Source organism: Devosia sp. (assembly GCF_034675085.1).
In the GTDB taxonomy this organism is placed as follows: domain Bacteria; phylum Pseudomonadota; class Alphaproteobacteria; order Rhizobiales; family Devosiaceae; genus Devosia.
In genome coordinates this window covers 1-8073 of record NZ_JAUCDN010000151.1, presented here as the reverse complement: position 1 = coordinate 8073, position 8073 = coordinate 1, and the positions used below count along the sequence as shown (strand labels likewise).

Genomic DNA, 8073 nt, shown 5'->3' with positions numbered 1-8073 from the left:
AAACCCAAGCTGCTCATCGCTGACGAGCCGACGACGGCGCTCGACGTGACCATCCAGGCGCAGGTTCTGGAACTGATAAAGGAATTGCAGGCCGATGAGGGCATGTCGGTCCTGTTCATCACCCACGACATGGGCGTGGTGGCCGAGATGGCCGACCGCACGGTGGTGATGTATCATGGCAATGTGGTGGAGCAGGGCCCCACGGCGCAGATTTTCCGCATTCCCCAGCAAGCCTATACGCGCCGCCTGCTCAATGCGGTACCCCGTATTGGCTCCATGGCGGGCGAGATCCAGCCGCAGCGCTTCAACCTGGGAGACGAAACAGATCCGCACCCGGCACCCGTAGCCGCAGATCGCAGCGATCGGGGGCCGGCTGCGGAGACGCCGCTTTTGAGCGTCCGGGACCTGGTGGTCCGGTTTAATGTGCGGTCGGGTCTGTTGCGCCGGGTCGGGGGGCGCGTTCACGCCGTTGAAAAAGTGTCGCTGGACCTCCGGGCCGGCGAGACCCTGTCTCTTGTCGGGGAATCGGGCTGCGGCAAATCCACGCTCGGGCGCACGATCATGCGCCTCACCGAACCGCAATCGGGCTCGGTGCTGCTGGACGGGGAGGATATTGCCCGGATGAACGGTGCGCTGTTGCACAAGCGGCGCGGTGATATCCAGATGGTGTTCCAGGATCCCTTCGCCAGCCTCAACCCGCGTCGCAAGATTGGCGATACGATTGCCGAACCGCTGTTGACGCACCGTTTGGCTTCGCGCGCCGGAGCACGTGCCAAAGCTCTCGACCTGCTTGAGAAGGTGGGACTCAGCCGCGATATGGCCGACCGCCTGCCGCATGAATTTTCCGGGGGGCAGCGCCAGCGCATCTGCATCGCGCGGGCGCTTGCGCTCAACCCCAAGCTGCTGGTGGCGGATGAGGCGGTATCGGCGCTCGATGTCTCCATCAAGGCCCAGGTCATCAACCTGATGCTGGATTTGCAGCAGGAGTTGGGCCTGGCCTATCTGTTCATTTCGCATGACATGGCGGTGGTCGAGCGCTTCAGCCACCGCGTCGCGGTCATGTATCTCGGCGAGATCGTCGAGATTGGCGCCCGCGCTGCCATTTTTGGCAATCCCCAGCATCCCTATACCCGCCGGTTGCTGTCCACTGTTCCCGTGCCTGACCCCGGCCAGCGCAATCTGCGCCGGAAGATGGCGAATTTCGAACTGCGCAGCCCAATCCGCTCTTTGGATTTCCAACCTTCCGAACGGCGCTACCGCGTCGTCGGCGACGATCACCTGGTCCATGACTGGACCGATGACTGGGAAAAATAAGGGCCGCGCGCCCAGGAGTAGTCAATGTCTGCCTTTACCGGTCTCGAACACCTCGTTTTCATGGTCAACGATCTGGATGATGCGGCGGCGCAGTGGCGCCGGCTTGGCTTCACCCTGTCGCCCAAGGGCTTCCACAGCGGCGAAAGCGGCACCGCCAACTACACGATGATGTTCGAGAAGGATTATCTCGAACTGTTGGGTAATTTGCGCCCCACCCCGAACAATGCCGCCGGTCGCGCCTTTCTCGAAACCGTGGGCGAGGGCCTGCAGCGGGTTGCCCTGGGCACGAATGACGCACAGGCTTCCGCGGCTTTCTGGTCCGGCAGGGACCTTCTGACGCACGGCCCGAAATTCATCGAAAGACCGGTCACCCGGCCCGATGGCAGCACGGGCATGGTGTCGTTCAATGTCGTGGACTGGGACAATGAGAACCGGCCCGAGGGCATGCGTCTTTTCGCCTGCCAGCACCTGACGCCGCAAATGGTGTGGTTGCCCGAACTGCTGACGCACGCCAATGGTGCCAGCGCGATTGCCGCTCTCGACATTGCCAGCGCCGATCCGGAAGGGGACGCGCGCCGGCTGGCCGCTCTGGCAGATGCCGAACTCGTCAGGGAGGCTGAAGGCCGCTGGATCGTGCGCCCAGGCTTCGAGCGTGCCGACCTCGTGTTTATCGGCATGCAGTCCTTTGCCTCGCTCTATCCCGATGTCGCCGTCCGACCTGGGCTCGAGATTCACGATTGCGTCGTCCGCCTCGTGACCGCGAGCCTCGATCAGGCCAAGGGGGTGCTTGGTGATCTCGCACGGCTTGAAGGTGGGCGGCTCCTGGTCGATGCCACCAATGCCAATGGCGTCAACCTCTGCTTCGAAGCTCGCCGGTAAGGGAAATAACAGCATGCCGATCATCAATCGTGTCGCCGAGATCAGCAAGGATGTCGTCGCATGGCGTCGTCACCTGCATCAATATCCCGAACTGATGTATGACCTGCCAAAAACCGCAGCTTTCGTGGCAGAAAAATTGCGCGGTTTCGGCTGTGACGAGGTAGTCGAAGCCATTGGCCAGACCGGCGTGGTAGCAGTCATCAAGGGGCGCAGCACCGCCTCGGGGAAGGTCATCGGCATTCGCGCCGATATGGATGCCCTGCCGATCCACGAGGAGAGCGACGTGGAGTTTCCCTCGCTCGTTCCGGGGCGGATGCATGCCTGCGGGCATGATGCGCATACCGCGATGCTTCTCGGGGCAGCGCGCCACCTCGCCGAAACGCGCAATTTCGACGGTACGGCGATAATCATCTTCCAGCCCGCCGAAGAAGGCGGAGCGGGCGCGCGCGCCATGGTCGAGGACGGCCTTCTCGACCGGTTCGCCATCCAGCAGGTCTATGGCCTGCATAATATGGTCAACCTGCCGGTGGGGCAGTTCGCCCTGCGGCCCGGCGCCATGATGGCCTCGACCGACAAGTTCACCATCACCATTTCCGGCCGTGGGGGCCATGCGGCGCGGCCCCATGAAGCCATCGATCCGGTGGTGGCGGCGGCCAGCCTCATCATGAACCTGCAGACCATCGCATCGCGCAATGTCGATCCCCTGCAATCGGCGGTCATCACGGTGGGGGCGGTGCATGGCGGGGACGCCTTCAACGTCATTCCCGAGACGGCTCAACTGGTGGGCACGACACGCGCTCTGGACGGAGCCGTCCGGGATTTTTGTCAGGAACGCATTGAAGCCATGACCCATCAGATCTGCGCCGCCTATGGCGCGAAGGCGCAGATCAGCTACGAGCGTGGCTATCCGGTCGTGGTCAACGAGCCGGGTGCAACCGAGATCCTGGCCGATGCAGCGCGGGACGTGGGTGGAGTGAACAGCGTCGACACCGACATTACCCCGGTCATGGGCGCGGAAGATTTCGCCTTTATGCTCGAAGAGCGCCCTGGGGCCTATATCTTCCTCGGCATCGGCCCCTCCGCGCCGCATCACCACCCGAAATACAAGTTTAACGACGAGGCCGTGCCCTATGGCGTTTCGCTTTGGGCGCGGCTGATCGAGCGGACGATGCCCCTTCCGGCCTGACCCCTCCCGTGTTTCCCGGCGCGGCCAGCAGGGCATGCGCGTCAGATTTTGCCTTCGGAATTTCCATAGATGACCAGCTTCGATGAGATTGTGGACGTGATCGTGGTCGGCTCGGGCAGCGCGGCGCTCTCGGCCGCACTGACCGCGGCAAAAAGCGGCAAGACCGTTCTGGTGCTTGAAAAAACCGCTTATCTGGGTGGAACGAGCGCCATGTCGGGCGCGGGCACCTGGGTGCCTGCCAATCACCACATGCTGGCCGCGGGCATCGAGGACTCACCGGAGAACGCCTTGCGCTATCTGCGGGCCACCGCGCGCGATGGCTGGCAGCAGGATGAAGATGCACTCTGGAAGGCGTTCGCAGACAATGCGCCCAAAATGCTCGCATTCCTCGAGGCCAACACACCGCTGAAGTTCGAGATGATCGACGAGCCCGACATTTTTGCCGAACGTGCGGGTGGCGTGGAATATGGCCGCATGCTGTCGACCAGGCCGATCCGGCGCACCGTGGCGGCAGGCTTGCGGCGCCATATCCGTCGGCCGCCATGGCCCCAGATCTTTTCTTATAACGAAGCGCAGAGCCTCAATTTTTTCCGCAAGCCGGTGCAATCGGCGATCGCCTTCGCTCCCCGTTTCGTTCGGCGCTATCTGCTTGACGAGCGGGCGCAGGGCAACGCGCTCATTGCCGGACTACTGGCGGGATGCCAGGTGGCTGGCTGCCGGTTTTATCGGGAAACGCCAGCGCAGGCCCCTATCCTGGACGAGACGGGCCGTGTCGTGGGCGTGCGGGCCAGCCAAGGCGGAAAGGAGCTTCGCCTGGGAGCCCGCCTTGGGGTTGTTCTGGCCAGTGGCGGCTTCGAGTGGAACACGGCCTGGCGCGAAAGATACTTCCCCGGTCCTTATGATCGTTCCGGTAGCCCCAATGGCAATGTGGGCGATGGCCAGAGGATCGCGCAGGAGGCGGGCGCCGCGCTGGCGCGGATGGACCAGGCCAATGTCTATCCCACCATTCCCACCACTTACGAGGGCCGCCTGCAGGGCCTGCCGATGACGATCCAGGCCGACCCGCATGCCATTGCGGTCAATGCGGAAGGAAAGCGTTTTGCCAGCGAGTACGACTTCAACTTCTTCGAGGCGCTGGATGCTCGTGACCCGAACACGGGTGCGCCCGTCAACCTGCCTGTCTGGCTTGTTGCCGACTCCCGCTCTTTCGCTACTTTGCCCGTCTTCCGCTACTTTGCCCGGCAGCAGAAGGACTGGCTGATCGAGGCCGACTCGATCAAGGCGCTGGCCGACAAGATGAAGGTGCCGGCGGATTTGCTCATCCAAACCGTGGAGCGGTTCAATACATTCTGCCAAAATGGGAAGGACGAAGATTTTCAGCGCGGCGAGGGCTTCTGGGAGCGTCATAAATCGGGGGCGCGGCGAGGTATCCCCGGCAATCCGGCCCTTGGCGGGATCAGCGCCGCACCGTTCTACGCCGTGCCATTCAATCGCTCGATACTGGGCACAAAGGGCGGTGCGCGTACCGATGAGCATGGGCGAGTGTGCAGAGACGATGGCTCGGTCATTCCGGGGCTTTTTGCTGCTGGCTTGACCATGGCCAACCCCATCGGCACTCGCGCCATTGGCCCGGGCACCACCATTGGTCCCTGCCTGACATGGGGCTATATTTGCGGAACCTACATTGCGGGAGGCCAGCCGGTCAGCATGTCTGCTGAGAATTAAAACTCTCTCGCCCCTCAGGGCCCTATGCAGCATGGCGATTAGGCGCGTCACGCGCTATCCAGTCGGCATGATCCCCTCGGGCGTAAAGATCTTCCTGACCAGCCAGCCCGTGGACTTTCGGAAAGGACCTGACTGGCTGGTCGGCCCGGTGCGCGACGCTGGAGCGCCCGCCCGGCCCGATCCTTCGCGCGGGCAGGATCGGCGGCATCCCATTGAGCAACAGGCCCCCGATCAGAACTTCACGTTGAGATTTGCCTTGAAGGATTGCTCGGCGAAACCGGAACCGAACTGCCCACCGTAGGAAGCGCCGATCGTGGCGTTAGGGGAGAAGGCAAGGTGGAGACCAGCTTCGACTACGGCCGCATCGCGTGCCATTGGTATGCCGGCAATGGTGAAGGGGACGCCGCCGGCAAAGCGCAGTGTGCTTTCGGGCGTCCCATCACCGAGAGCATGCCGCCAGCCGATCATGCCCTTGGCTGTCAATTGTGCTCCGTTGAGGTCGAACGCGGTTTCCCCATGCAGGCCAAGCGTGGCGAAGGCCACCTCGGTGTTTGCCGTGTTGCCCGTCAGCGCCGCAGCGCCACCTTGTTCGGTGAAACCGTCGCTATGCAGGTTCACATAGGCAAGGCCGGCAAACGGTTCGAAGATGGCATTGCCAACCTGCATGCGGTAGCCGAACTCACCAAAGACCTGTGCCGTTCCGGCAGTATAGCTGCCCGTCAAGCTGTCGCTGATGCCGGGGACTGCAATGACGCGGTTCGTCGATATGTCATGCAGCGTATAGGCCGCGCCGGTGCGCAGGGAGAGATCGCCCCATCGTGCGCCGCCATAGAGGCCGAGATGGTAGTTGTCGCTTGAACCGGAAGAGAGGCGGTCCTTCACACCCAGGCTGGTGTTGCTGTAGCCGGCGACCACGCCAAAGCGCCCGGTATCTGACGCGTCGGCATCGACGCCAAGGACGAGGCCACCGGTCGAGTGGCTGAGGCTCGCTGCATTGCCGTCGCCATCAGTCTGCCCCCACGATCCGAAGGCCTGGCTCCAGATAGCGGGCGCGCCGACCGTGTCCCCGTTACCGTCGGCTGCAACCGCGCTGAATGCCGCGCGCAAGCGGTCGTTGACCGCGCTGCGGACGAAGCGGCTGTCGTCGATCAGCGCCGTTTTTGTCGAGGCATGGACCTCACCGGAAATTGCATCGAAGCTGGCGCGCACCAGATCGGGATCGGTGGCCAGCGCCAAGGTGTTCCAGAGGGAGTTGCCGCTGCCGAGCGCCTCGATTGCCGTGCCGGTGGCAATCTGGTTACGAGTGTTTCCAGTCGAGGCGAAGCTGATGTTGTTGCGCATCAGTTCGAGCGCGACATCATTGCCGTCTCCGGCTGCATAATTGAGGCTTGCGTCGAGAAAGAGCAGGTTTTGTGTAATGGGAGAGAAATGTCCCACGACAGCGCCGGCGCTCTGCTTGTCGATGATGATGAAGGGGCCGTTAAAGACATTCCAGCTCGCTGCATCGGCAGGCGACAGCAGCAGGTCGAGTGTAGCCCCAGTAATATCCACCGCGCCGGTGACGACGAGTTGGTCGGCGGCCGCCGGTGTTGCCTCGATCGCCAGCGTACCGTGATTGATGTAGTCGCCTGCGATATGCTGCACGCCGATGGAATTGCCCGGCGCGTGAACGGCGCCGGCCGCAATGGTCGTGGTCATGCCCGCCGTGCCGACCGTGCCGGTGCCGCCCAGCCGGCCGCCAGCATCGACGGTCAACACGCCGCCCAGCGCGCCGCTGCCTCCCACACCCACCACCAGCGCACCTGACCCCACCGTGGTCGTGCCGGCAAAAGCCGAGGCATCGCCGGTCAGCGCCAATGTGCCCGTCCCGGATTTGATGAAAGCGCCGGTGCCGGTGAGGACACCGGCATAGGTCGTGCTTGCAGCCTGATCGACGGTCAGGTTCGCCGCGCCGAACGCCACCGTCCCACCGGTGCCCGAGAGCGAGGCCATGGTCAGGTCGAACCCGCCGAGGTCGAGCGTGCCGCCATTGACGGCATAGGCGGTGCTGTCGACAAAAGCGCCCGCCCTGATGGCGCGCAGCGTACCGCCATTTATCGTCGTGCCGCCCGTATAGGTATTGGGACCCCACAACTCCAAAATTCCATCGGCCAGCGCGAGGCCAAGGGTGCCACCGCCCGCGCCGTCTTCGATCGTGCCGGTGAAGGAGGAGGAGCTTCCCGAACGCCCGACCGTCAGGACCGCAGCCTGGGCCGAGCCCTCATTGGTGATGATCCCCTGATGGTCATTGGAGACGGCCAGTTCGCCGACGGTGGTACTGTAGCCGTTGAGGCGCAACCTCGTATCGGGGTCGGTGAAATAGACCCTGCTCGTTGCCGACAGGGCATTGGTTGCCAGAACATTGACGGTGCCATTGTCTTCCAGGCGGAATATCGCGCCGTTGCCGGCGCCAGTCACCGACAGGTTGATAATGCCCGCCCCCTCAGCTTCCACTGTTTCGCCGCTGAAGGCAGTGGCCACCGCCGCCTCGATGATCCCGGTTCCCTTGGCTGCCTTGTTGCCACCGAGAAGACCTTCAAGCCGCAACGTGCCATCGGTAACAGTTGTTGCGCCGGAGAAGCCCGCCGAGTTCCCGGTCAGGGTCAGCGTCCCAACGCCGGTCTTGTTCAGCGGGCCAGAACCGGAAATCATCCCGGACTGGGTGAGCGTTCCGGCGGTGACGTCGAAGGTGCCGCCGCTCGCGCCGATAGTGGTGGCGCGGCCCATGGAAAAGCCCGCCGTGCTTTGCAGCGTACCGCCGTTGAAAGTCAGGGTGCCGTTGGCAGCGCCGAGATTGCTGTTTTGGGATACGGAGACAATACCAGCATTCAGCGTCGTGCCGCCCGTATAAGTGTTGCTTCCAGACAGGGTCGTGGTGCCCGCGCCGTCATGCACCACAGAAATACTGCCCGTGATATTCGTAGCAAAGC

General features: G+C 63.2%; 5 protein-coding genes. 4 read left to right on the top strand and 1 reads right to left on the bottom strand.

The features are described 5' to 3' along the window. From VDP82_RS10745 to VDP82_RS10730, 4 genes are all read left to right on the top strand, one after another. Window positions 1-1314, top strand: a 1314-nt coding sequence (locus VDP82_RS10745) for an ABC transporter ATP-binding protein (RefSeq protein WP_323014844.1), incomplete at its 5' end; no start/stop codon positions are given. Window positions 1315-1338: 24 nt separating this feature from the next. After that, complete coding sequence (locus tag VDP82_RS10740) at window positions 1339-2193, top strand: VOC family protein (protein ID WP_323014843.1); 855 nt, start codon at window positions 1339-1341, stop codon at window positions 2191-2193. A 13-nt stretch (window positions 2194-2206) separates the two neighbouring features. Next, the gene (locus tag VDP82_RS10735) at window positions 2207-3379 is read left to right on the top strand and encodes a M20 aminoacylase family protein (protein ID WP_323014842.1); all 1173 of its coding nucleotides are present in this window, start codon (window positions 2207-2209) and stop codon (window positions 3377-3379) included. Between the two features lie 69 nt (window positions 3380-3448). Further along, window positions 3449-5104: an FAD-dependent oxidoreductase gene (locus VDP82_RS10730; RefSeq protein ID WP_323014841.1), complete on the top strand. Its 1656-nt coding sequence runs from the start codon at window positions 3449-3451 to the stop codon at window positions 5102-5104. Between the two features lie 231 nt (window positions 5105-5335). On the opposite strand, the gene VDP82_RS10725 is transcribed toward VDP82_RS10730, so the two are convergent. After that, the coding region (locus VDP82_RS10725) for an autotransporter outer membrane beta-barrel domain-containing protein (protein WP_323014840.1) at window positions 5336-8073 on the bottom strand (2738 nt) is incomplete at its 5' end.

What these genes read in the sequence shown, in the direction of transcription:
- VDP82_RS10735 (WP_323014842.1), top strand. Translation starts at nt 2,207, where the DNA reads ATGCCGATCATCAATCGTGTCGCCGAGATCAGCAAGGATGTCGTCGCA.
- VDP82_RS10740 (WP_323014843.1), top strand. Translation starts at nt 1,339, where the DNA reads ATGTCTGCCTTTACCGGTCTCGAACACCTCGTTTTCATGGTCAACGAT.
- VDP82_RS10730 (WP_323014841.1), top strand. Translation starts at nt 3,449, where the DNA reads ATGACCAGCTTCGATGAGATTGTGGACGTGATCGTGGTCGGCTCGGGC.